Annotated in this window: 22 protein-coding genes; 16 read left to right on the top strand and 6 right to left on the bottom strand. The window is 61.0% G+C overall.

All coding sequences use genetic code 11. The features are described 5' to 3' along the window. The 8 genes from AD664_RS08440 to AD664_RS08475 form a co-directional block, all read left to right on the top strand. On the top strand, nucleotides 1-251 hold a 251-nt coding region (locus AD664_RS08440), incomplete at its 5' end, for an integrase core domain-containing protein (RefSeq protein ID WP_157061554.1). 152 nt (nucleotides 252-403) lie between these two features. Next, nucleotides 404-832, top strand: coding sequence for an imm11 family protein (locus AD664_RS08445; protein ID WP_256207085.1), 429 nt, complete (start codon nucleotides 404-406; stop codon nucleotides 830-832). 184 nt (nucleotides 833-1,016) lie between these two features. After that, complete coding sequence (locus tag AD664_RS08450; protein ID WP_234407984.1) at nucleotides 1,017-1,931, top strand: hypothetical protein; 915 nt, start codon at nucleotides 1,017-1,019, stop codon at nucleotides 1,929-1,931. 74 nt (nucleotides 1,932-2,005) lie between these two features. Further along, entirely contained in the window at nucleotides 2,006-2,902 is an 897-nt protein-coding gene (locus AD664_RS08455; RefSeq protein WP_053145858.1) for a PoNi-like cognate immunity protein, read from the top strand. A 320-nt stretch (nucleotides 2,903-3,222) separates the two neighbouring features. Then, nucleotides 3,223-4,830 (top strand): tetratricopeptide repeat-containing response regulator, encoded by a 1,608-nt coding sequence (locus AD664_RS08460; protein WP_053145860.1) that lies wholly within the window; start codon nucleotides 3,223-3,225, stop codon nucleotides 4,828-4,830. Continuing rightward, nucleotides 4,823-5,515 carry a sensor histidine kinase KdpD gene (locus AD664_RS08465; protein WP_042729806.1) on the top strand — a complete coding sequence of 231 codons (693 nt, stop codon included), beginning with the start codon at nucleotides 4,823-4,825 and terminating at the stop codon, nucleotides 5,513-5,515. The genes AD664_RS08460 and AD664_RS08465 overlap by 8 nt, the downstream gene beginning before the upstream one ends. A 333-nt stretch (nucleotides 5,516-5,848) precedes the next feature. Then, nucleotides 5,849-7,090 carry a glutamine synthetase family protein gene (locus tag AD664_RS08470; RefSeq protein WP_172679711.1) on the top strand — a complete coding sequence of 414 codons (1,242 nt, stop codon included), beginning with the start codon at nucleotides 5,849-5,851 and terminating at the stop codon, nucleotides 7,088-7,090. A gap of 70 nt (nucleotides 7,091-7,160) precedes the next feature. After that, nucleotides 7,161-8,534: an MFS transporter gene (locus tag AD664_RS08475; RefSeq protein ID WP_053145864.1), complete on the top strand. Its 1,374-nt coding sequence runs from the start codon at nucleotides 7,161-7,163 to the stop codon at nucleotides 8,532-8,534. A 60-nt stretch (nucleotides 8,535-8,594) separates the two neighbouring features. On the opposite strand, the gene AD664_RS08480 is transcribed toward AD664_RS08475, so the two are convergent. The 4 genes from AD664_RS08480 to flgA form a co-directional block, all read right to left on the bottom strand. Then, entirely contained in the window at nucleotides 8,595-9,341 is a 747-nt protein-coding gene (locus tag AD664_RS08480) for a flagellar brake protein (protein ID WP_053145866.1), read from the bottom strand. A 92-nt stretch (nucleotides 9,342-9,433) separates the two neighbouring features. After that, nucleotides 9,434-9,901, bottom strand: coding sequence for a flagella synthesis protein FlgN (locus AD664_RS08485; protein ID WP_042729802.1), 468 nt, complete (start codon nucleotides 9,899-9,901; stop codon nucleotides 9,434-9,436). Between the two features lie 48 nt (nucleotides 9,902-9,949). Continuing rightward, nucleotides 9,950-10,258 carry a flagellar biosynthesis anti-sigma factor FlgM gene (gene flgM, locus AD664_RS08490; protein WP_042729801.1) on the bottom strand — a complete coding sequence of 103 codons (309 nt, stop codon included), beginning with the start codon at nucleotides 10,256-10,258 and terminating at the stop codon, nucleotides 9,950-9,952. A 172-nt stretch (nucleotides 10,259-10,430) separates the two neighbouring features. Continuing rightward, a complete protein-coding gene (gene flgA / locus AD664_RS08495; RefSeq protein WP_042729800.1) occupies nucleotides 10,431-11,195 on the bottom strand; it encodes a flagellar basal body P-ring formation chaperone FlgA in 765 nt (254 codons plus the stop codon). A 78-nt stretch (nucleotides 11,196-11,273) separates the two neighbouring features. Here flgA and AD664_RS08500 point away from each other — a divergent pair, with 78 nt between their 5' ends. From AD664_RS08500 to flgE, 6 genes are all read left to right on the top strand, one after another. Beyond that, nucleotides 11,274-12,200 (top strand): chemotaxis protein CheV, encoded by a 927-nt coding sequence (locus AD664_RS08500; RefSeq protein ID WP_042729799.1) that lies wholly within the window; start codon nucleotides 11,274-11,276, stop codon nucleotides 12,198-12,200. A gap of 54 nt (nucleotides 12,201-12,254) precedes the next feature. Continuing rightward, entirely contained in the window at nucleotides 12,255-13,082 is an 828-nt protein-coding gene (cheR, locus tag AD664_RS08505; RefSeq protein ID WP_042729798.1) for a protein-glutamate O-methyltransferase CheR, read from the top strand. 352 nt (nucleotides 13,083-13,434) lie between these two features. Next, nucleotides 13,435-13,842 carry a flagellar basal body rod protein FlgB gene (flgB, locus tag AD664_RS08510; protein WP_042729797.1) on the top strand — a complete coding sequence of 136 codons (408 nt, stop codon included), beginning with the start codon at nucleotides 13,435-13,437 and terminating at the stop codon, nucleotides 13,840-13,842. A 3-nt stretch (nucleotides 13,843-13,845) separates the two neighbouring features. Next, a complete protein-coding gene (gene flgC, locus AD664_RS08515; protein WP_042729796.1) occupies nucleotides 13,846-14,289 on the top strand; it encodes a flagellar basal body rod protein FlgC in 444 nt (147 codons plus the stop codon). A gap of 15 nt (nucleotides 14,290-14,304) precedes the next feature. Then, nucleotides 14,305-15,027, top strand: coding sequence for a flagellar hook assembly protein FlgD (gene flgD / locus AD664_RS08520; RefSeq protein ID WP_042729795.1), 723 nt, complete (start codon nucleotides 14,305-14,307; stop codon nucleotides 15,025-15,027). 30 nt (nucleotides 15,028-15,057) lie between these two features. Beyond that, a complete protein-coding gene (gene flgE, locus AD664_RS08525; protein WP_042729794.1) occupies nucleotides 15,058-16,356 on the top strand; it encodes a flagellar hook protein FlgE in 1,299 nt (432 codons plus the stop codon). A 352-nt stretch (nucleotides 16,357-16,708) separates the two neighbouring features. Here flgE and AD664_RS08530 read toward each other — a convergent pair whose 3' ends face one another. After that, nucleotides 16,709-19,600 carry a ribonucleoside-diphosphate reductase subunit alpha gene (locus AD664_RS08530; protein ID WP_053145868.1) on the bottom strand — a complete coding sequence of 964 codons (2,892 nt, stop codon included), beginning with the start codon at nucleotides 19,598-19,600 and terminating at the stop codon, nucleotides 16,709-16,711. 858 nt (nucleotides 19,601-20,458) lie between these two features. On the opposite strand from AD664_RS08530, the gene AD664_RS08535 reads away from it, so the two are divergent. Together AD664_RS08535 and AD664_RS08540 are read left to right on the top strand one after the other, a co-directional pair. Continuing rightward, on the top strand, nucleotides 20,459-21,181 hold the full coding sequence (locus AD664_RS08535) for a response regulator transcription factor (protein WP_042729792.1): 723 nt from the start codon (nucleotides 20,459-20,461) through the stop codon (nucleotides 21,179-21,181). Beyond that, nucleotides 21,178-22,788 (top strand): ATP-binding protein, encoded by a 1,611-nt coding sequence (locus AD664_RS08540; RefSeq protein WP_042729791.1) that lies wholly within the window; start codon nucleotides 21,178-21,180, stop codon nucleotides 22,786-22,788. Before AD664_RS08535 ends, AD664_RS08540 begins: the two co-directional genes overlap by 4 nt. Before the next feature lie 117 nt (nucleotides 22,789-22,905). Here the strand turns inward: AD664_RS08540 and AD664_RS08545 are convergent, their stop codons facing one another. Next, on the bottom strand, nucleotides 22,906-23,631 hold the full coding sequence (locus AD664_RS08545; RefSeq protein WP_218187107.1) for a 4'-phosphopantetheinyl transferase: 726 nt from the start codon (nucleotides 23,629-23,631) through the stop codon (nucleotides 22,906-22,908). Nucleotides 23,632-23,794 lie beyond the last annotated feature (163 nt).

Raw genomic sequence — 23,794 nt, forward strand, 5'->3', positions numbered from 1 at the left:
TCTTTGCACAGCAAATCGGCTTGCAGCCTGTCACGACGCCGGTTCGCAGCCCGCAGAGTAATGGCATGGCCGAGAGCTTCGTGAAGACCATCAAACGCGACTACGTGGCCCACATGCCTCGTCCGAACCGCGAAACGGCGCTACGTAACCTGGCAATCGCTTTCGAACATTACAACGAGCAGCATCCACACAGCGCGCTGAAATACCGCTCTCCCAGAGAGTTCAGGCGCATGAAAACGGCATCAAGTTAACGGGGTGGCGGTGTCCGGTTTTGTTGGGGCCAGTCCAGGGAGATATAAAGCACTGCAACAACTGGCTCTTCATCGACCCCCCTTCTGAGTACATGGAGCCGTGTACCTACACCCTTGAGGTTCTTGAGGAAGGTGGGAGTCTGGATTTTTCCTTGGCTGGCTATGCCTCTGTGCCGGTTTTGAGTGAAAAAGCCAGGGATGCATTGTTGGGCGTTCCCGATGTTGATGAACCGTATATGAATGTCGTGCTCGAGCCTGTGTCGGTTGCAGGCGAGCAAGCTCATGGTCGTTACTATGTGATGATTGTCGAGACCCAATTGGATTGCGTAGACGAATCACGCTCCGCTTTCAAAAAATATGAGGTCAATGATCCCGTACGACCTGATCGAGCTGGCGAATACAGCGTTTTTCTGAATCTTGTCATTGATCCTGCCAAGGCCCAGGGAAAACATATTTTTCGTATCAAGAAACACTTGGGAGCATTGATCGTTAGCGAGGATGTGAAGCTTCGGCTGGAGCGTGCGGGTCTCAGAGGCATGCTATTGGAGGGGGTGAATGGTGAGGGTGAAGTTATTTGCTGATGGGATGAAGCTTGACACCATCCTTTTGTGCGAGGGAGCAAGTGGACTTGCCCCTACCAAACCGGACACCAACTCCCCGTTAATTGATGCTGCCGCCAAGCGCCTGAACTTAGGCAATCACCTGAAAGTGTGAGCGGAAATTTGATCGGCGTTGATTTGAAGGGAGAAGTACTAAGAGTTTTCCTTGGGCACGCAAGACGTTTTTGAGTTACATGGGAACCGCACTGAAATGGAAAAAATCAATACTCTGCTTGAACAGCATCGACGTTGGCTATCCCAGTCGGGAGACATGACGGCTCAAGAGCTTGCCTACATTGATGAGGATCTGGCTAGCGACTCGTTAGGTGGATTGGACAACGTGGCTGATTCGTTGGGGATGCTGGCGACCTACTACGGTGTTCAGGGAGAAGTTGCTATTAGTGATCGAGATCCCGCTGGCTGGGAGCACGTCTCGCGTTCGATGATGTACCGTTATTGGGCCCTGATGCTCAAAGCGAAGGCTTTCTCCAAGACGAGTTTTCTGCAAGGCGTCAAAACTGTCCCCAATTTGACTAATCAATTGAGCCTCGCTGGATGCCTATTGGCAGGATTGATAGTGGCTGATCGTCGAGACCTGGCCGCCTCCGTAGCCGATGTTTTGGCCGGGATGCTGGCTATCAATGGCGCTGTCGATGCTAGCTATCTTGAACAGCGTCGATTCGAACCTTTCATGCTCTGGCTTTATTCAGTCTATTCGCAAGGAGAGACGCTTCCAGAAATTAAGTCGATGAATTTAGGTGTTTATCAAGAGGTGATAAACGAATGGAGTAATGAGCAAGGGCTCGCTCAAGCGCTGGAAAAACTATGTAAGTATCATCTCTCCAATTTTGAGGACAGCGGTGGGGCGTGGGACCCTGAATTCAAATATGCGCCTTTCGATCTGCTACCTTTAGAGATTCACGCAATTTTTCGTGTGCGACAACAATTAGGTTTGACTACGCCAGTTGTGTCGAGTCCTTTGTTATTCGCCGAAGCTGCCGAGTTAGAGAGCGTGGGCATCATTTCTGATCAGCTTGTTGAGCGGGTGGAGGCAGCCTACGAGGGTTTCTTCGTACTTTAGCAGCGAGAGTGGTTACTGGTTCCTAATTTAAATGCCAGAAATTTCCACGATATTGGGTTGTGAAGGAAACTTAAATGGTTCGGGCACCACTGGGAGATTCCCGCTACTGGTCTGAATGGGTTGCGTATGGTGACGAACGCATTGCCCGAGCGCTGGAGAACGCGCGGGCCCCGGCACGCGATCCCGACTACGCGCCGCAGTACGTCTATACCATTGCCCAAGACCACTGGCACCAGATGCTAAGTCGCTACTCTGCCGGATGCCCTGTCGCCGACTTGCCTCCTTATTTCCCTGGGCTACTCGATGCCTGGGAAGAGGCCGAACGCCTAGGTGCATCGGTCTGGACCCCTGAGCAACAGTTCACCCGCCACAGCTGGCGCGTCAACTATGACCATTACATCGTCTGCTTCTGGCTGGTGGGCCTGGGGTTGGCGCTGGAGATTCCCGATGATCAATGGCGAAGGCTGCTGGCCCTTATCGGCAATGAAGGCGAGGACGTGTTGCTCGACCGGGTCATCGCGAGTCGCAGTCCCGAGCGCAAAGTGGGGGCCGCTCTCCTTTATCCCAAACCTTATGGACGACTGTTGGCGGCGGTGGATGCGCCGGTGGAGACGCAGGCTTCCAAGTTGGAAGCCTTTGTCAGTCACTGGTATCAGGAAATCCGAACAGGGGCGAAATCCGGCTCCGATCCCCAGGCAGTCAGTTACAAGCATCCCTACTGGTACACCTATGGCGACGAGAATTTTGAAGGTGGCGCGTATTTTGGTCGCTGGTGCGTGGAAGCTGTGGCGGCGGTGAAGGCTTTTGGGCTGGATGATTCACAGTGCCTGGGGCTTGAGCATTATCCAGGGGATCTACTCCGGCCCGATGGTCCGAGTACGCATCCGGTAAGGCAAGAGATCGTGCCACCTGCGCCAGTGGTCGCGGAGACTAAAGTGGGATTTTGGGGAAGGCTGTTGGGGCGTCGCTAAGTGACGATCTGACGAGCAAAGCCGGGCATGGCACTGCCGTTTCAGCGAATCCCAAGCGGGCACGCTGTGGCGAGGGAGCTTGCTCCCGCTGGGCTGCGCAGCGGCCCGACAAGGCAAGGGCCGCTTCGCGCCCCAGCGGGAGCAAGCTCCCTCGCCACAGATTCCACCTGGGGCTGCCAGATCTTTCTGACGAACTGGCATTAGCGCCTTTCTCGCACTAAACCTCTCCCATACGATCGGTTAACGGAACGCCACTTGCGGCCGATAAGCTGATGAGCACCCGTTTGGGCGCATCTTTTTTACTTGCCTGGACATCCTCGATGCTGGCGTACCACCAAAAAAGTTTTCTGATCGTCGATGATTTCTCGGATTTCCGCAGTTCGATCCGCTCCATGTTGCGTGAGCTGGGCGTCAAGGACGTGGATACCGCCGACACCGGTGAAGTGGCGTTGCGCATGTGCTCGCAGAAGCGCTATGACTTCATCCTGCAGGACTATCACCTCGGCGACGGGCGCAAGAACGGTCAGCAGGTGCTTGAAGACCTGATGGTCGAGAAGCTGATCAGCCATGAAAGCGTGTTCCTCATGGTGACCGCCGAGACCAGTCAGGCGATGGTGCTCAGCGCTTTGGAGCATGAGCCCGACGCGTACCTGACCAAGCCGTTCAACCGCTCCGGCCTGGCCCAGCGGCTGGAACGGCTGGAGCAGCGCAAGACTTTGCTCAAGCCGATCCTCCAGGCGCTGGATCGCGAAAAACCGTTGGAAGTGCTCAATGCCTGCATCGCCCTGTGCAAGCAGGATCCGCGCTACGGGCCGCTGTGCCTGCGCTATCGGGCCGACGCGTTGCGCGACCTGAACCAGAACGAAGCCCTGGAGCGCCTGTACAACACCATCCTGGCCGACCGTCCGCTGCCCTGGGCCTATGCGGGCCTGGGCAAGTTGCTGTTCAAGCGCGGCCAGGTGGCGCAGGCCAAGGAGGTCTACGAAAAGGCACTGAAAACCTTTCCGATGATGCCGGCCTTGTACGACGGCATGGCCGATGTGCTGGTGGCCGAAGGCGACACGAAACAGGCGCAGCAGGTGCTGGAAGAGGCGGTTCGCCTGTCGCCCCTGGCGGTGCGTCGACAAGCGCTGCTGGGCAAGCTGGCGATGACCAACGAAGACTACGACACCGCGTCCAGGGCTTATCGCCAGGCGGTCGGGCAGGGCGCGCAGTCGCGCTTCAAGGATCCGGAGACCAACCTGGGCCTGGCCCATGCGTTGATCAGCAAGGGCAGCGAAAAGGGCCTCGATACGCGCACGCGGCTGGAGATCAACACGACCCTCAGCGCCGTGGCGAAGGAAAACCTCAACGACCCGGGCCTGCAGGTCCGGGCGCGCCTGATGAAAGCCACGAGCCTGCTGCTCAACGATGCCGAAACCGCCGAGAAGCTCACCGAGCAGGCCTTGCAGCGCCTCGACGGCATGGAGCAGTTCATGAGCGCGGAGGCGGCCTTGTTGGTGGCCAAGCAACTGCAAATGCTTGGTCAGGCCAGCGCCGGCGAGTCGATGCTCAAGAACTGCGCGGAAATCTACGGCGATGACCCGACGGTGATGCAAGGAATCGCCAAGCTCACCGACGACCCGAACATCCTCAACCAGGGCAATGCGGCGGCCGAGCTGAACCGCGAAGGCGTGCGCGTCTACAAGACCGGCGCCTTGCCGGAGGCGCGGGAGCTGTTCCGCCGCGCCCTGAAGATGCAACCGAAGAACATCAGTATTGCCCTGAACATGGCGCAGTCCCTGCTGCACGGCACCGATACCAGTGTGGAATCGGAACTGCTGCAGGAGTGTCGCGCTTGTCTGAAGCTGGTGGGCATGATGCCCGACACCGACGCGCGGTTTGCGCGTTACCAGAAACTGCGAAGCAAGGCGTTTGGCGATGAATGACAGCGAACAGGCACTCGATTTTTCCACGGTGATTGCGTCGACCGTGCATGACATGAAGAACTCCCTGACCCTGCTCATGCAGGCGCATGCGCAGTGGCTCGAACGCTTGCCCGACGCCGAGCGCCAGACCCCGGAGCAGGGCGTCATGGACTTCGAGTTCGCCCACCTCAATGGGTTGCTGGTGCAACTGCTGGGGCTGTACAAGCTCGGCGTCAACCAGTTGCCCCTGCATCCGGCCTACCACGAGTTGGACGATTTCATCGAGGCGCAATTGGCCGGCCATGAGGACGTGTTCCGCAGCCGCGGGATCATGGCCACCTATGAAGTCGACCCCCTCAGCCCGCTGGGCTTTTTCGACCGCGAGTTGATTGCGTCGGTGCTCGACAATTGCATCACCAACGCCATTCGCCATGGGCGCCAGGCCTTGTTGATCAGCGCGAGCGATGAGGCCGGGCAGTTGGTGCTGACCATCAACGATGACGGCGAGGGCTATCCGGCCGAGATGATCGAACGCCAGGCCGAGTACGTGCAGGGCATCAACCACAGCAGCGGCAGCACCGGGCTGGGCCTGTACTTCGCGGCGCGTATCGCCGGGCTGCACCAGCGCGGCGGCGTGAGCGGGCGAACCGAGATCGCCAATGGCGGTGTGCTGGGCGGCGCGGTATTCCGGATCTACCTGCCCTGAGGCATTCCTTGCGCATAACCCCTCTGTGGGAGCGAGCTTGCTCGCGAAGGCGGTGCATCAGTCACTACGCAAAAGCTGACAGACTGCCTTCGTGAGCGGGTTCGCTCCTATGGTGTGGGCTGTGTATTTTCTGACGGTTTTTATTCGTCCAGCCTGCTTGATATTCCGAACAGCCGAAGCCTATTTTGTACGGGTTGCCGTTCGCGGCTCGCATATAACAAGGATTGCGTCATGAAGACCGATGGCCAGTGTTCACTCGCGCAGCGATTGACGGGCATTGATGAGATTGAATGCGTTACGCCGGATTTGAACGGCGTGCCGCGAGGCAAGGTGATGACCGCCGAAGGGTTCCTCGAGGGACGACGGTTGCAGCTGGCGCGGGGGGTGCTGCTGCAATGCATCATGGGTGGTTACCCGGCGGCGCGATTCTACGGCAGCGACGACGGCGACCTGGCCCTGGTGGCCGACCCGCAACAGATCCACCGCCTGCCCTGGAGCCAACAACCTCGCGCCCTGGCGATTTGCGATGCCGATGAGCTGACCGGTGAAAGCTCAAGGCTTTCCACGCGCGGTCAACTCAAGGCCGTGATCGCGCGTTATGCCGCCCGTGGCCTGGCGCCTGTCGTGGCGACCGAGCTGGAATTTTTCGTGTTCGCGCCCAACCCGGACCCGGCCCAGCCGTTCCAGCCGCCGCTGGGCCTGGATGGGCGACGCGAGGACGGGCATTCGGCGTTCAGTGTCAGTTCCAACAATGGCCTGCGACCTTTCTTCAATGAGGTGTACGCCTGCATGGCGGCACTGGGCCTGCCCCGCGATACGTTCATGCACGAAATGGGCGTGAGCCAGTTCGAGATCAACCTGCTCCATGGCGACCCACTGCTGCTGGCCGACCAGACTTTCCTGTTCAAGCACCTGCTCAAGGAAGTGGCCCTCAAGCATGGGCTGATCGTGGTCTGCATGGCCAAGCCCCTGGCGAATACGCCGGGCAGTTCGATGCACATCCACCAGAGCGTCGTGGAACTGGGCAGCGGTCGCAACGTCTTCAGTGACGAGGCTGGCGAGCCGACGGCCACTTTCCGGCATTTCATCGGTGGGCAACAGGCCGGCCTGGCCGACTTCACCGCCCTGTTTGCGCCGAACGTGAACTCCTACCAGCGCCTCTATCAGCCGTGCGCCTCGCCGAACAATGCCTGCTGGTCCCACGACAACCGTTCGGCCGGGCTGCGGATCCCCGCCAGTTCACCGGTCGCCCGTCGGGTCGAGAATCGCTTGCCCGGGGCGGATGCCAACCCGTACCTGGCGATCGCCGCGAGCCTGGCCGCCGGGCTGCATGGCATTGAAAATCGCCTGGAGCCGAGCGAGGCGATCCAGGGTGAATTCGACGTGCCGGATAATCTCTCGCTGCCATGTACCTTGCATGCCGCGTTGGAGCGTCTGAAACGTAGTCATCTGGCGAAGGAACTGTTCAGTGAGGAGTTCATCGAAGGCTACGTTGCTTCGAAGACCCTTGAGCTGGCCAGCTTCTTCGATGAGATCACGCCCTGGGAACGTCGCATTCTCGCGGCCCAGGCATAACGAATCGTTGTATCCGGGCTATCTTCAAGGGTAGCCCTTACCCCACCTCAAGGAGCCGCTCGGAACGCCGATGCGCCAAGTCTGGAAACCTTTTCGAGCGCTTTATTTCGCCTCGCTGATGATGTTGATCGGCTCGGGCCTCTTGAGTACCTACCTGGCCTTGCGCCTGGCCGCCGACCACGTGGACAGTCTATGGGTCGGTGCGCTGATGGCGGCCAACTATTTCGGCCTGGTGCTGGGCGGCAAGATCGGCCATCGGCTGATTGCCCGCGTCGGGCATATCCGCGCCTACTCGGCCTGCGCCGGGATCGTCGGGGCGGCAGTCCTGGGCCACGGGCTGGTGAACTGGCTGCCGGCCTGGATCGTGCTGCGGATGATTGTCGGCCTCGGCATGATGTGCCAGTACATGGTCATCGAGAGCTGGCTCAACGAGCAGGCCGACGCCAAGCAGCGCGGGGTGGTGTTCAGCGGCTACATGATCGCCTCGTACCTGGGGATGGTACTGGGCCAGTTGATCCTGGTGATCCATCCGGCCCTGGGCCTGGAATTGCTGATGCTGGTGGCGCTGTGCTTCACCTTGTGCCTGGTGCCGGTGGCGCTGACCCGACGGATTCACCCGGCGCCGCTGCGTCCGGCGCCGATGGAGCCACGGTTCTTCATCAAACGTGTCCCGCAGTCGCTCAGCACGGTGTTGGGCTCGGGGCTGATCGTCGGCTCCTTCTATGGCCTGGCGCCGTTGTATGCCTCCCAGCAGGGCCTGTCGACCGAACAGGTCGGCCTGTTCATGGGGAGCTGCATCTTCGCCGGCCTGCTGGTGCAGTGGCCCTTGGGCTGGCTGTCCGACCGCTACGACCGGGCGTTGCTGATCCGCTGCTTTGCATTGGCCCTGGCAGTTTGTGCGATGCCATTGGCGATTCTGTCGAGTGTGCCGCTGGAAGTGCTGTTCATTGCCGGATTCTTCTGCTCGCTGGTCCAGTTCTGCCTGTATCCGCTGGCAGTGGCGTTCTCCAATGACCACGTCGAGGCGGATCGGCGAGTGTCGCTGACGGCGATGCTGTTGGTGACCTATGGCGTCGGTGCCAGTATCGGGCCGTTGGTGGCCGGGGTACTGATGAAGCTGTTCGGCAGCCACATGCTGTATGCGTTTTCCGCCTTCTTCGCCTTGATACTCGTGTGGCGGATCCGGCCGAAAGCGGTCACCAACCTGCACCAGGTCGACGACGCTCCGCTGCACCACGTGGCCATGCCCGACAGCATGTCGAGCTCACCGCTGGTAGCATGCCTTGACCCTCGGGTGGATGAGCAGGTGGTGCAGGAGCAGATGCAGGCACCGGCCGCATCGGACGTTGAGCCAGAGCCTGAGCCCGAGCCTGAACCGGTTGCAGAAGCCGAAGCGGCCGATGACGAGCCGCAGGCCCCCAGCTTTACTCAAGCCAGGCCGTAATCGCGCATAAAAAAACGGGCAGTCACCGCAAGGGGCTGCCCGTTTTTTTAATGCGGCGGATCAGAGATCATCTTTGTCGAAACGACGGGCTTCGCGCTGGAGCTGGTAGACGAACCGCTCGACCTGGCGCTGCACCAGGCCGCTGATGTTGTGGAAGCGCACGCCGGCGAAGGTGGTGTTGATCCTTTCTTCGAAATGCAGGTAGCGCAATTCGACCGGGGCCGTCATGTTGCCGAAGGGCAGGGCGGCGATGAAGCGCTCGTAGACCTGGCCCAGTTGCAGGCGTTCGGTGATGTCGCCGTCAAAGCGCAGCTTGCAGCCGGTGGCGGAAATGTCCAGCAACTTGCCGTTGACCGCCGCCTTGAGCTTTTCGCCGCCCAGTTCGACGTCCACCAGTTGTGCCAGCTTCAGGGCGGCACGAAAGGCATTGCGACGTTGGTGATAAACCACTTCGTCAGGCAGGGCGCCGCGGTAGCAGCGGCCGTCGCTGGTGTCGCTGATGGTCAGCGGGCCATTGCTTTCCCAGGCGATGCGCACGCCGTCGTGGAAGCCCTCGACGCGAAAAGGCTCGCCCGCCAGCAGGAACCGTTCACCGTCCCGGGGGATCATTTCGTCAAGGGCGATGGAGTTGTTTTCGCGGTTAACGTCTACCAGGTAGCTCTGGAAGCGTTGGGTGCGTTCGTGGAAGGTGATGATCAACGGGTCGTGGCTATCTTGCAGCATCCGCAGGTTGCCGGAGATTTCCAGGGGCGTGGTAAGGACCTTGGGCGGTTGCGGAGCATCATCCGCGTTTGAGGCATTGAACACGGTAGGTCAATCTCCAGGCAAAATACGACTACAAAGAGCCAGCATTTTGCCAGCATGTATCGCGCGTTGATAGAGCGCCGGCATGGTTCGTTTCATGCCTGGCTGAGCGGGCGGTGCTTGACCATTTTGGCGGTCGAACCGCGGGCGTCGTAGAGCGTCGGGATTTCACCACCATTGAGGATGCGCAATTGATTGGCGGTGGCGGCCTGCTGGACCTGGATCGACTGGCCATTGCGCGCGTTGGCGGCCTGGCATTGGGCGAGCAGGTCAGTCAGGACTGCGCTCTGGGCGAGGAGCTGGTCGCCGATCGACGACTGGCTGGCCAACTGCTCGAGGCCGTCGGGGCTGGCGGGCAGGTTGAGGCTGGCGAGGATCTCGCTGCGCTTGCGGCCATGCTGGTCGAGCAAAATGATCAATGCCTGCTTCTGTGCCAGGATGTTTTCCAGCAAGGGCATGTCGCGACCGTGCAGCGCCAGTGATTCGGTCTGCAGCAGTTCCAGCAATTGTTGCGCTGGGACAAAGTCGTCGATGATCAGTTGCAATAAAGTCGTGTCGTGCATGGCTGGCCTTGGGTCTTAAGCGTCCAAAAGCCTGGCGCAGGCGGCGGCCTAGCGCTGGGCTTCGAAGTTGAGCAGTTTGCTGGCTACGCGGTTGCTGTCGACTTTATAGCTGCCATCGGCGATGGCTGCTTTCAACTCGGCCACGCGGGCGTTGTCGACGACAGGTTGATCGCGCAGCTTGTCAGTGACCTTCTGCAACTGCTGAGCCTCATTGCTGAGGTGAACCGACTCTCCATTGCTGACTTGTTCGGCCGGCGTAGACAACGGCGCGGATTTGTCGGCTTCCTTGCTGGCGCTGGTACGCGTAGTGCCTGTCAACGGTGAAGAGCTGTTTAAACGATTGAAGTCGATGACCATGGTAGAAAACCTCTGGATATTTGGACGCTTGCCATGTTTTCGGCCATCCCTAAAAAAACTTTAGGCTCATTTATCCAATGAACGTGCGCACGTCTGCGCTTGCCTTTGCGTAAGGCACAGTCTAGGGAACAGCGAGGTCAAGCGCCAGCTTTCTACCTGCCTGCGTAAAGTACTACATGGCCACTTCCACCTGGCCGGGGGCGATGACCTGAGCCTTGATCACCCGTTGGGAGTTGAGGTTCTTCACTCGGATCTGCTCGCGCATGCCGCCGTTGGACAGGGCCTCGCCGGGCATCCGCACGGCCAGGGTGCCGCTGCGGGCGGTGATGACCACCTGGTCGCCCTTGCGCACCACTTCGGCCTGTTCCAGGTGCACCTGGGTGATGACCTGGTCGGCGACCATTGGTCGGACAAGTTTCTGTCCGATGGCCTCATCCACCGACGTCAGGAAGCCCTGGCTGATCTGGCTGACGTCACGCTCGCGCAGCACCACGTCCTGCGGCTCGACGATCCCAGCCCGCTTGAGCGGACGGGTGGTCGTGACGATTTCACGAAACAGGCGCACCTGGGCGGGCACGAACACCGTCCAGGGCGCGGCGCTGTCGCAGCGCACCTTCACTGTGACGCGGCCCAGCGGGCGGGCCGGGCTTTCCAGCGAGGCAGTCAATTCCTTGTCGCACATCGGCATGCGCAGGCGTGGGTCGAGCTGGTTGACTTCGATTTCGTAGCGACCTTCGGTTTGACTGGTTGCCAGATAGTCTTCTACGGTGAATTCAAGAAAGCCCTGAGTGACGCCGATAAGGAGATCAGGCAAGGTAACCGGAGCCTCCGCGAGAGCCGGGTTGCCCCAGGTGAACAGGCAGGCAGCCAACAGTGCACCGAGCCAGTGGCGGCAGTGAGTGGTCAGGCGTCGAGAAAATGTCGTTTGTGCGTTCATGCCGGTTGAATAGCAAGCCCCGTGCCGTTTAGTGATGAATGCGCGTCGGACCCATTAGCGTTAGGTAGGAGTCAGGGCATGGCGGGAGTAATGGACTCGGTAAACCAGCGGACACAGCTGGTCGGTCAGAATCGCCTGGAGCTGTTGCTGTTCCGTCTCGACGGCCAGCAGTTGTACGGGATCAACGTATTCAAGGTGCGCGAGGTGCTGCAATGCCCCAAGCTGACCCTGATGCCCAAGTCCAGTCCCGTGGTGTGCGGTGTGGCAAACATTCGGGGAGCGACCATCCCCATCCTCGACCTGGCGATGGCGACCGGTTCGGGGCGGTTGATGGACCAGAGCAATCCGTTCGTGATCATCACCGAGTACAACACCAAGACCCAGGGTTTCCTGGTGCGCTCGGTGGAACGCATCGTCAACATGAACTGGGAGGAGATCCATCCGCCGCCCAAGGGCACCGGTCGCGATCACTACCTGACGGCGGTGACCCGGGTCGATAGTCAGTTGGTGGAAATCATCGACGTGGAGAAAATCCTCGCCGAAGTGGCGCCGACCACGGAAACGATTTCCCAGGGTGTGGTGGATGCCGAAACCCAGCACAAGGCGATTTCGCTGCGGGTGCTGACCGTCGATGATTCGTCGGTGGCGCGCAAGCAGGTGACCCGTTGCCTGCAAACCATCGGCGTCGAGGTGATTGCGTTGAACGACGGTCGGCAGGCGCTGGATTACCTGCGCACGCTGGTCGACGAGGGCAAGAAGCCGGAAGAGGAGTTCCTGATGATGATCTCCGACATCGAGATGCCGGAGATGGACGGGTACACTCTCACTTCGGAGATCCGCAGCGATCCGCGTATGCAGAAGCTGCATATCATCTTGCACACGTCGTTGTCCGGGGTGTTCAACCAGGCGATGGTCAAGAAGGTCGGTGCCGACGATTTCCTGGCAAAATTCCGGCCCGATGACCTGGCGTCCCGGGTGGTCGATCGAATCAAGTCAGTAGAATAAAAGGTCGGGCGCATTGTGCGCCCGGCACATCAATACAATGAAAGAGGCGGTATCTTGTCTACGGGTAATTTGGATTTCGAACAGTTCCGGGTCTTCCTGGAAAAAGCCTGTGGCATATTGCTTGGTGAAAACAAGCAATACCTGGTGTCGAGCCGTCTCAACAAATTGATGGAGCAACAGGGCCTCAAGACGTTGGGCGAGCTGGTGCAGCGCATCCAGACCCAGCCGCGCAGTGGCTTGCGCGAGATGGTGGTGGACGCCATGACCACCAACGAAACCTTGTGGTTTCGCGACACCTATCCGTTCGAGGTGTTGAAGAACAAAGTGCTGCCGGCGGCCATCAAGGCCAGCCCGGGCCAGCGCCTGCGGATCTGGTCGGCAGCCTGCTCGTCGGGACAGGAGCCCTATTCGCTGTCGATGTCCATCGACGAGTTCGAGCGGACCAACATCGGCCAGTTGAAGGGGGGCGTGCAGATCGTCGCCACCGACCTGTCCGGGACCATGCTCAACAACTGCAAGACCGGCGAGTACGACAGCCTGGCCATCGGTCGCGGCCTGTCGCCCGATCGCTTGCAGCGCTACTTCGATCCGAAGGGGCCGGGGCGTTGGGTGGTCAAGGCACCGATCAAGAACCGGGTGGAGTTCCGCTCGTTCAACCTGCTGGACAGCTATGCCAGCCTGGGCAAGTTCGACATCGTGTTCTGCCGCAACGTGCTGATCTACTTCTCGGCCGAAGTGAAGAAGGACATCCTGATGCGTATCCACGGCACCCTGAAGCCCGGTGGCTACCTGTTCCTCGGAGCTTCCGAGGCGTTGAACGGCTTGCCGGATCATTACCAGATGGTCCAGTGCAGCCCGGGGATCATCTACCAGGCGAAGTGATTGGCCGGTGTGTCAAAAAACGGGAGCCCTTTAAGGCTCCCTTTTTTTGCCTGCCACTTTTCATCAAATCCCCCCAATCTCCTGTGGGGGCGGGCTTGCCCGCGAAGGCGATCCAATAGAGACATTGATGTCGACTGATACACCGCTTTCGCGGGCAAGCCCGCTCCCACAATTAATCGCCGTTGACGCTGAGAGCGGCAGAAAAGCGGCAGGTAAGCGGAAGCCCATTGCCGCTTTTCTGGCATTGCCGCCTTGCCGCTGCCCGCAAAGCCCCGGTTTATGGGCTTTTGGAAAATGGCACGACGCTTGCTATAGCCATCGTACGTACATTGGTCACCCAAAGGTTTGTGCCATGAGCATCAGCTTCGATAAAGCGCTCGGTATCCATGAAAAGGCCCTGGGCTTCCGCGCCCAGCGTGCCGAAGTCCTGGCCAACAACATTGCCAACGCCGATACCCCGAACTACAAGGCCCGGGACCTGGACTTCTCCAAAGTGCTCGCCGAGCAGAACGAGAAGACCAAGAACGGCAGCTTCGCCCTGAACATGACCAACAGCCGTCATATCGAGGCCGAAGGCCTGGGCAATGGCGACGAGTCGCTGATGTATCGCACGCCGATGCAACCGTCCATCGACCAGAACACCGTGGACGCTCAACTGGAACAGTCCAACTACGCGGAGAACTCCGTGAACTTCCAGGCCAGCTTCACGCTGCTCAACAGCAAATTCAAAGGGCTGGTATCGGCCCTGCGCGGAGAGTAATCCATGTCGATCGCGAGCGTATTCAACATCGCCGGCAGTGCCATGAGTGCCCAGACCACTCGCCTGAACACCGTCGCCAGTAACATCGCCAACGCCGAGACCGTGTCGTCGAGCATCGACCAGACCTACCGTGCTCGTCACCCGGTGTTCGCCACCATGTTCCAGGCTGGCCAGAACGGCGGCAGCGACTCGCTGTTCCAGGAGCAGGACGCGGCCGGGCAGGGCGTGCAGGTGTTGGGCGTGGTCGAAGACCAGAGCAACCTCGAAGCACGTTACGAGCCTAACCATCCGGCTGCCGACGCCAAGGGGTACGTCTACTACCCGAACGTCAACGTCGTCGAGGAAATGGCCGACATGATTTCCGCCAGTCGTTCGTTCCAGACCAACGCCGAAATGATGAACACCGCCAAAACCATGATGCAGAAGGTCCTGACCCTCGGTCAGTGATAAGGGGCGAGTCACATGAGTGTTACCAACACCACCGGTGGTCTGAGTCTCAACGAGATCCTGGCGAACTCGTCGGTCAAGACCACTAGCGCCAGCGACAGCCTGACCTCGGCCACCAGCGCGGCGACCGGCAAGAAGGAGCTGGGCAAGGATGCGTTCCTGCAACTGCTCGTTACCCAACTGAAAAACCAGAACCCGCTGGAACCCCAGGACAACGGCGAGTTCGTGGCCCAACTGGCGCAGTTCAGCAGCCTGGAAGGCATCACCACCCTCAACCAGACGGTGAGCGGTATCGCCGGCAACTACAACTCGTCCCAGGCCTTGCAGGCGTCGTCGCTGGTCGGGCGCTCGGTCATTGCCCCGGGCGACAAGGCCGTGGTCGATACCTCCAAGAGCCTCAACGGCACGGTGGTGGTCCCGGCATCGGTTTCCTCCGTCGCGGTCAAGATCGTCGACAAGGACGGCAAGACCGTGCGCACCATCGACCTGGGCAGCCAGAAGGCCGGCAATTCCGCCTTCATCTGGGATGGCAAGAACGACGCGGGCACGACGGTCGAATCGGGCACTTATACCTTCGCGGCCTCGACGACTATCGACGGCCAGGCCACGTCGCTGATCACCAACCTGCCGGCAACGGTCAGCAGCGTGACGATCAGCCAGACGGGCGGTGAGTTGATGCTCAACCTCGCCGGGCTGGGCAGCATCGCCCTGTCCAAAGTACAAACTATTGGTATGTAAGAGCCGACTAACCCGGCAAAGGAGTGGAAAATGTCTTTCAACATCGGCCTTAGCGGTCTCTATGCAGCCAACAAGCAGCTGGACGTTACCGGCAACAACATCGCCAACGTGGCGACCACCGGTTTCAAATCGTCTCGCGCGGAATTCGAAGATGTCTACTCGGCCACCAAGCTGGGTTCGGGCAGCAAGACCGTCGGCAACGGCGTGCGCCTGGCCAACGTTTCCCAACAGTTCGGCCAGGGTGACGTCAACAACACCGGCAACGTGCTGGACATGGGCATCCAGGGCCAGGGCTTCTTCGTCCTGAGCAACGACGGTTCGCTGAGCTACACCCGTGCCGGTACCTTCAAGACCGACAAGGAAGGCTTCATCACCAACACCGATGGCACTTCGCGCCTGCAGGGCTACGGTGTGGACGCCAACGGCAAGATCCAGAACGGCATCCTGACCGACCTGCGCATCGACACCTCCAACCTGCCGCCGCAAGCGACCAGCCTGGTGTCTTCGACCATCAACCTGAACTCGACGGCGCCGGCGATCACCGCGGCGTTCAACCCGAGCGACACGGCGACTTTCACCAAGCAGTTCACCACCCCGGTCTATGACACCCAGGGCAACCAGCACTCCATGGACCAGTACATGGTCAAGACGGCTGGCAACACCTGGAACGTCTATACGCTGATCGACGGCCGTAACCTCAACGGCAGCTTGCCGACCACGACGGGGGCGACCGCACCGGTGCCTTCGACCATGACCTTCGATTCGAGCGGCAAGCTGACCCAGGTGAGCACGCCTCCTGCGACCATCAACAACGACCTGGTGCTGACGGGCTGGGTGCCGGGCACCGTGACCAACGGCGTGTGGGCGGCCAACGGGGCTGCGAGTGCGCCAAGCATCACGATCTCGATGACCAACACCACGCAGTTCAACGCCGACACTGCGCGTTCGATTCCGACCCAGAACGGCTACGCCACCGGCCAGATCACCAACCTGACCATCGACGGCAGCGGCGTATTGCTGGCCAACTTCAGCAACAACCAGACCAAGCCGATCGGCCAGCTCGCCCTCGCCAGCTTCACCAACGAGCAGGGCCTGCAACCGGTAGGTGGCACCAGCTGGAAGGAAACCTTCGACTCGGGTATCCCGGGCTACGACGCTCCAACCACTGGCACCCTGGGTTCGATCGTCTCCAACTCCCTGGAAGAGTCCAACGTCAACCTGACCAACGAACTGGTCGAGCTGATCAAGGCGCAGAGTAACTACCAGGCGAACGCCAAGACCATCTCCACCCAAAGCACCATCATGCAGACCATCATTCAGATGACCTGATGCCTCAGGTGGCTTGAAGGCTGTACAAGGAGCCCCTCGCAAGAGGGGCTTTTTTTCTGCTCCGCTTGTTTTGGCCGTATCGCGAATAGACCTGTGTTCATCCAGATCCCTGTGGGAGCGGGCTTGCTCGCGAAAGCGGTGGTTCAGTCAATGACAATTGTTGGATGTACCGACGCCTTCGCGAGCAAGCCCGCTCCCACATTGGAATGCGTTCCCTTGTGGGAGCGAGCCTTGCTCGCGATGAGGTCAGCCCAGACGCTACTTTCCTCCAGACAAAAGAAAGCCCCCGATAAACCAGCGGTCTATCGGGGGCTTCTTTCAGCGGGCGCTTTGCAGCGCCCGCCGGCTCAGCTTATTGGCAAGCTTCGCAATCCGGCTCGTCGATCGCGCAGGCCTTTGGCACTGGCGCCGGGCCGGCGGGAGCGGCCAGGACCGAGTCGTCACCGTGGTTGCCGCCGCTGGAAACAGCGTTCAGCTTGCCGGTGTTGATGGTCGATTTCTCGGTGCTGGTAGCGGCCAGGGCACGGAGGTAGTAGGTGGTCTTCAGGCCACGGTACCAGGCCATGCGGTAGGTCACGTCCAGCTTCTTGCCCGAGGCGCCAGCGATGTACAGGTTCAGCGACTGAGCCTGGTCGATCCACTTCTGGCGACGGCTGGCGGCGTCGACGATCCACTTGGTGTCCACTTCGAACGCGGTGGCGTAGAGCGCCTTGAGCTCCTGCGGGATGCGCTCGATCTGCTGCACCGAACCGTCGTAGTACTTCAGGTCGTTGATCATGACCGAGTCCCACAGGCCACGGGCCTTGAGGTCGCGGACCAGGTACGGGTTGATCACGGTGAACTCGCCCGACAGGTTCGATTTCACGTACAGGTTCTGGTAGGTCGGTTCGATCGACTGCGACACGCCGGTGATGTTGGCGATGGTGGCGGTCGGGGCGATGGCCATGATGTTGGAGTTACGGATGCCTTTCTGCACACGGGCGCGAACCGGTGCCCAGTCCAGGGATTCGTTCAGGTCAACGTCGATGTACTTCTCGCCACGGGACGCGATCAGGATCTGTTGCGAGTCCAGCGGCAGGATGCCCTTGGACCACAGCGAGCCCTGGAACGTCTCGTAGGCACCGCGCTCGTCGGCCAGGTCGCAGGACGCTTGGATCGCGTAGTAGCTGACCGCTTCCATGGACTTGTCGGCGAACTCGACCGCGGCATCGGAACCGTACGGGATGTGTTGCAGGTACAGCGCATCCTGGAAGCCCATGATGCCCAGGCCGACCGGACGGTGCTTGAAGTTGGAGTTCTTCGCCTGTGGGACCGAGTAGTAGTTGATGTCGATCACGTTGTCGAGCATGCGCACGGCGGTGTTCACGGTGCGTTGCAGCTTGGCGGTGTCCAGCTTGCCGTCGACGATGTGGTTCGGCAGGTTGATCGAGCCCAGGTTGCAGACGGCGATCTCGTCCTTGTTGGTGTTCAGGGTGATCTCGGTGCACAGGTTCGAGCTGTGGACCACGCCCACGTGCTGCTGCGGGCTGCGCAGGTTGCACGGATCCTTGAAGGTCAGCCATGGGTGGCCGGTCTCGAACAGCATCGAGAGCATCTTGCGCCACAGGTCCTTGGCCTGGACGACCTTGAACAACTTGATCTTGTTGTACTCGGTCAGGGCTTCGTAGTACTCGTAGCGCTCTTCGAAGGCCTTGCCGGTCAGGTCGTGCAGGTCCGGTACTTCGGACGGCGAAAACAGGGTCCACTTGCCGTCGTCGAAGACGCGCTTCATGAACAGGTCAGGGATCCAGTTGGCGGTGTTCATGTCGTGGGTACGACGGCGATCGTCACCGGTGTTCTTGCGCAGCTCGATGAACTCTTCGATGTCCATGTGCCAGGTTTCCAGGTACGCACAGACCGCGCCTTTGCGCTTGCCGCCCTGGTTGACCGCGACGGCGGTGTCGTTGACCACCTTGAGGAACGGCACGACGCCCTGGGATTTGCCGTTGGTGCCCTTGATGTACGAGCCCAATGCGCGCACCGGGGTCCAGTCGTTGCCCAGGCCGCCGGCGAATTTCGACAGCATGGCGTTGTCGTGGATCGCGCCGTAGATGCCCGACAGGTCGTCCGGAACGGTGGTCAGGTAGCAGCTGGACAGCTGTGGACGCAGGGTGCCGGCGTTGAACAGGGTCGGGGTCGACGCCATGTAGTCGAAGGACGACAGCAGGTTGTAGAACTCGATGGCACGGTCTTCTTTCTGCTTCTCTTCGATGGCCAGGCCCATGGCCACGCGCATGAAGAAGATCTGCGGCAGTTCGAAGCGGATACCGTCCTTGTGGATGAAGTAACGGTCGTACAGGGTTTGCAGGCCCAGGTAGGTGAACTGCTGGTCACGCTCGTGGTTGATCGCCTTGCCGAGTTTTTCCAGGTCGAAGGACGCCAGCACCGGGTTCAGCAGTTCGAATTCGATACCCTTGGCCACGTAGGCCGGCAGCGCCTTGGCGTACAGGTCGGCCATCTCGTGGTGGGTAGCGCTCTCGGCGACGTTCAGGAAGCTCAGGCCTTCGGCACGCAGGGTGTCCATCAGCAGGCGGGCGGTGACGAAGGAGTAGTTCGGCTCGCGCTCCACCAGGGTCCGCGCGGTCATGACCAGGGCGGTGTTGACGTCCTTGAGGGCGACGCCATCGTAGAGGTTCTTCAGGGTTTCGCGCTGGATCAGGTCGCCGTCGACTTCTTCCAGGCTTTCGCAGGCTTCGGTGACGATGGTGTTCAGGCGACCCATGTCCAGCGGTGCCAGGCTGCCATCGGCGCGGGCGATGCGGATCGACGGGTGGGCTTGTACCGGGGCTTCGCTGGGGGCGCGGGTGGCGCGTTCCTTGGCGCGGGAGTCACGGTAGATCACGTAGTCGCGGGCCACTTTCTGCTCGCCGGCACGCATCAGGGCCAGTTCGACCTGGTCCTGGATTTCCTCGATGTGGATGGTGCCGCCCGATGGCATGCGACGCTTGAAGGTCGCGGTGACCTGTTCGGTCAGGCGGGCCACGGTGTCGTGGATTCGCGACGAAGCGGCGGCGGTGCCACCTTCAACTGCGAGGAAGGCCTTGGTGATGGCGACGGTGATCTTGTCATCGGTGTAAGCAACGACAGTGCCGTTACGCTTGATCACACGCAGTTGGCCCGGTGCGGTGGCGGACAGATCCGGGCTCGAATCGGCGGCCAGCGGCGCGGTGCCCTGCGGGTTCTCGCGAGTTGTGTCGGTGTGCATGGGTGTCTCCACAGTCTCTATGTTTGTTTGGGCACCATCACGGTGCCCACCGTTCCGTCCTGAAGCACTACAACCGGCTGGCGCGCCGGGTATAACAACTTCGGGACAGTAGGAAACAGGCGTATGGCGCTGTTTCCATCCGAAGTTCTCGGGTTGCGAGCCGGGGCTCGGAACCGGATTTGCGGGTGGCAGCAATGGACTGCAACACCCGTACCGTTGCGGTCGTTTTCGACCTCGAAACGGTCGCCATCCGCAGGGGCGGTCTGGGCTTGGGGAAACGCGATACTTCAGTTGGACAGAAGCAAGAAAAGCGCTTGAAATCTCTGTCCAACTAGTGTTTGGTTTTTGGCCTAAAACCCTACATGTAGGGTTTTTTGCGCGGCGGGCTACAAGATAATGCGTTTTGGGGGGTGATGCAACGTACTACCTGTGGATAAGCCTGTGCGTAATTTGTGTGCGAAACATGGAACTACGCTGTAGGCCGCGACCTAGCTGGAGCGAGGCTTTTTTCATCGTTTTCAACCAGTCGAAAACAGTCCGGTGGTTTTTGCGGGCGCGGACGTTACCACACAAACCCCGGCTGACCGCACGCATTTAATGGCTTGTTTTCTCCGGGGGTGGCGTTTATACAATCGGCCGGTGTGCTGGCATGTTTATCCTCCTTTGATATGACAAAAAGAGGGGGCTGTATTCGAACCTCTGGAGCGAGCACTGTTGTGGCGAGGGCGCTTGCTCCCGCTGGGCTGCGAAGCGGCCCCGCTTTTTGCGATTGCTGCGCAATCGAGCGGGAGCAAGCTCCCTCGCCACAGGTAAGTGCTGATTCTTCTTTTTTATACTCACAGCAAGACGAGGCCCCCAGTGGAACAAGAAGCCTGGCAGGTATTGATCGTCGAGGATGACCAGCGTCTGGCCGAGCTGACCCGTGAGTACCTCGAAAGCAACGGCTTGCGCGTGGCCATCGAGGGCGATGGGGCGGTGGCGGCGGCGCGGATCATTGCCGAGCAACCGGACCTGGTGATCCTCGACCTGATGCTGCCCGGCGAAGACGGCCTGAGCATCTGCCGCAAGGTGCGCGAGCAGTATGACGGGCCGATCCTGATGCTCACGGCCCGCACCGACGACACCGACCAGATCCAGGGCCTGGACCTGGGCGCCGACGATTACGTCTGCAAGCCGGTACGCCCGCGCCTGCTGTTGGCGCGGATCCAGGCCCTGCTGCGACGCAGTGAGCCGGAGCCGTCCGCCACGCAAAAGCCGCGCCGCCTGGAGTTCGGCCCGCTGGTGGTGGACAACGCCCTGCGCGAAGCCTGGTTGCAGGGCAATGGCATCGAATTGACCAGCGCCGAATTCGACCTGCTGTGGCTGCTGGTGTCGAACGCCGGGCGCATCCTGTCCCGGGAAGAAATCTTCACCGCGTTGCGCGGCATCGGCTATGACGGCCAGGACCGGTCCATCGACGTACGCATTTCGCGCATCCGTCCCAAGATCGGCGACGACCCGGACCATCCACGGCTGATCAAGACCGTGCGCAGCAAAGGCTACCTGTTCGTGCCCGAAGCCTGTGTAGACGCGGCGCCGTGAACTCGATCTTCCTGCGTATCTATGGCGGCATGTGCGCGGCCCTGGTGCTGGTGGCGGTGCTGGGCGTGCTGGCCCTGCACCTGCTCAACCAGGCCCGCAGCGAGCAATACCGCGAGCGCCTGGCCCACGGCACGTTCTCGTTGATGGCCGACAACCTGCGGCCGATGAACGACACCGAACGGCACCGGGCGCTGCTGGTCTGGGAGCGCCTGCTGGGCATTCCCCTGACGGTGCAGACATTCACCCAGACCCACCTGGACCTCAGTCAACGCACCCGCGTGTTGCGTGGCCAGGCGTTGGTCGAGCAGACCGGGCCCCACGCGGCGAAGGTCTATCGCCTGGTCAGCGATGGCGAGCAATTGGTACTGGTGGGGGAAGTCCAGCAGATCAGCGAGCAACTGGCGCGGGCGACCATCTACCTGTTGGCCGACGAACTGGTGCGCTACCCGGTGGCTGAGCAACCCCAACGGCTCGCCCAACTCAAGGAGGAAAAAGGCTTTGGTTTCGATTTGCGCCTCATGACCGCCGAGCAGGCGGACATGGACGAAGACCAGCGCCGCCGCGTATCCGAAGGCGATACGGTGATGGCCTTGGGCAAGGGCGGCGATTCGATCCGCGTGTTCGCCGGCATGGTGGGCACGCCGTGGGTCCTGGAGATCGGGCCGCTGTATCAGATGAACCCTTATCCGCCGCAATGGCTGGTGCTGATCGCGGCGTTGGGGTTGAGCCTCATCGGCCTGATCGTCTACCTGCTGGTGCGCCAACTGGAGCGGCGCCTGCGTGGCCTGGAGTCGGCCGCTACGCAAATCGCCCAGGGCAGCCTGGAAACCCGGGTGCCGGCTCGCGGCGCCGACTCGGTCGGACGCCTGGCCGCTGCGTTCAACGGCATGGCCGAGCACTTGCAACAGTTGCTGGCGATCCAGCGTGAGCTGGTGCGGGCGGTCTCCCACGAACTGCGCACCCCGGTGGCGCGCCTGCGCTTCGGCCTGGAAATGCTCGGCACGGCCTCCACGCCCCAGGCCCGGGACAAATACCTGGCGGGCATGGACCACGACATCGAAGACCTCGACCGGCTGGTGGACGAGATGCTGACCTACGCCCGGTTGGAGCAGGGTTCGCCGGCGTTGAATTTCCAGCGGGTGGACCTGGACGCGCTGGTCAATCAGGTGATCGATGAACTGGGCCCGTTGCGCGCTGGTATCACCGTCGAGCGCGGGCTATGCCTGTCGGCCGCCGATTGTGACGGCGCCTGGGTCGAGGCCGAGCCACGGTTCCTGCACCGGGCCTTGCAGAACCTGGTGGGCAACGCCATGCGCCACGCCAGCTCGCGGGTGACCGTCAGCTACCAGGTGGGCCAGTTGCGTTGTCGGGTAGACGTGGAGGATGACGGGCCAGGCGTGCCGGAGGCGGCCTGGGAGCGCATCTTCAAGCCCTTCCTGCGCCTGGACGACAGCCGCGCCCGCGCTTCGGGCGGGCATGGTCTGGGCCTGTCGATCGTGCGGCGGATCATCCACTGGCACGACGGCCGGGCGTTGATCGGCAAGAGCAAGAGCCTGGGCGGGGCATGTTTCAGCTTGAGCTGGCCGCGGCATCAGGATCGGTCTTGAATGATGCAGCGCCTGATCCGCCGTCTTCGCGAGCAAGCCCGCTCCCACTGAGTGGAATGCATTCCAGATGTGGGAGCGGGCTTGCTCGCGAAGAGGCCCTTACAGCCACCACCTATCTCAGGCCTTGATCCCCACCAGGCTCAATAGCTGTCCATCCTGCACCCCGAACTGCGCCTGCAGCTCACTGCCATGGCGCCATTCGCTCGACAGGTCCGTCAGCAGGCGCAGGTGCACTTGTCCATCGCGTGTCCAATCCAGCACCTCGGCATGCTCGAAATAAAAGCGCTGCCCAACGAGGGGGTACAGCGCCTTGAACAGGCTTTCCTTCACGGAAAAGGTCAGGGTCACGAGCAGGGCCCGGTCATCGCGGCTTAGGGTGGCCATGCGCAGCAGCTCGGGTGGGGTGAGGATTTCACCGCACAGGCGCTCGGCGCGCTCGGGTTCCAGCAGGTTTTCCAGGTCCATGCCGAGTCCTCGCCAGTGGGTTTTCCTGGCGACGATGGCGGCCGCGTGGCCGTTGCTATGGGTGATCGAGCCGCTGACATGGGCCGGCCACACCGGGGCCCGGTCTTCGCCAATGGCCGGCACGCAAGGCTGGCCATCGAGCCGTTGCAAAGCGGCCCGGGCACAGATGCGCCCGGCGAGGAATTCGGCCTGGCGCTTGGCCACCGAACGCTGGATGCTCGCCGGCGGCTCGATGGCGCTGTTCAGGAAGTCATCCGCGCCCAGCCGTGCTGGATCGAAGCGGGTGCTCAGCAGCACCGTACCGGGCAGGGGTTCGGGCAACGGCCAGTGTTCATCCAGGGGCGAGCAGCAGGCGGGTAGGGTGGGGAGTGCGTTCATGGCGGGCATTTTGCCGGGTTGCCCGGGAGCTGGGTAGTGGGAGCAATGATGTCCTGAGTGAACAAGGCTTTTGTGGCGAGGGAGCTTGCTCCCGCTGGGCTGCGCAGCGGCCCCCGAAATTTGCGGGCGCTGCGCACCCGAGCGGGAGCAAGCTCCCTCGCCA

This window comes from Pseudomonas sp. P97.38, from assembly GCF_001269745.1.
Lineage (GTDB): Bacteria > Pseudomonadota > Gammaproteobacteria > Pseudomonadales > Pseudomonadaceae > Aquipseudomonas > Aquipseudomonas chlororaphis_E.